1 protein-coding gene is annotated in these 617 nt (G+C 47.6%); it reads right to left on the reverse strand.

Going from position 1 to position 617, the window contains the following annotated elements:
• The coding region (locus tag R7Z49_RS26065) for an SLC13 family permease (protein WP_318112569.1) at nucleotides 1-562 on the reverse strand (562 nt) is incomplete at its 3' end.
• Nucleotides 563-617: the final 55 nt, after the last annotated feature.

Below are 617 nucleotides of genomic sequence, written 5' to 3' on the forward strand. Positions count from 1 at the left end.
CGAATGCAATTCGGCCCGGGTCTTTAGGCCCAAACACGGCGATAACTCGCGTTAATATCGACAACATCATCGCGGTGGTCGCGGCATTCGACATAAACATCGAGAATATTGCGGTGATCAGCATCAGGCCTAACATGACAAACTTAGGGTTTTGCCCAAACGGCTTGAGCAACACCCTAGCGAGGTTCACATCCAAACGATATTTGGTTGCGGCCATTGCTAAGAAAAAACCACCTAAAAACAGCATGATGATTGGGCTGGCAAAGGTAGCCATGATTTCGTGATATTGCAGTAGTTCGCCAAAATGAGGCTGCCCTTCTTGTGTTCGAAACAAGACAATGCCTTTGTTCGAAATGAGCAATAACTCAAGCACGATGATCACCACCGACGTGGCATAAATCGGAATAGGCTCGAACACCCAACAGAGCGCAGCCAGCAAAAAGATCGCGATAACTCGCTGTTGGACGATGGTGATGCCGTCAAAAGGAAACGCTGACAAAGGCATCAGCCAAATAAGTAACGGAATCACCGTTGGGATGATGTATTTGAGATATGGGCGCATAGTACTACTACTCTTCCTGAGTTGGTTGGCCATGACATTAGGCATTTCGAGCCAC

The organism is Vibrio sp. 1562, from assembly GCF_033340155.1.
GTDB classification, from domain to species: Bacteria; Pseudomonadota; Gammaproteobacteria; order Enterobacterales; family Vibrionaceae; genus Vibrio; species Vibrio alginolyticus.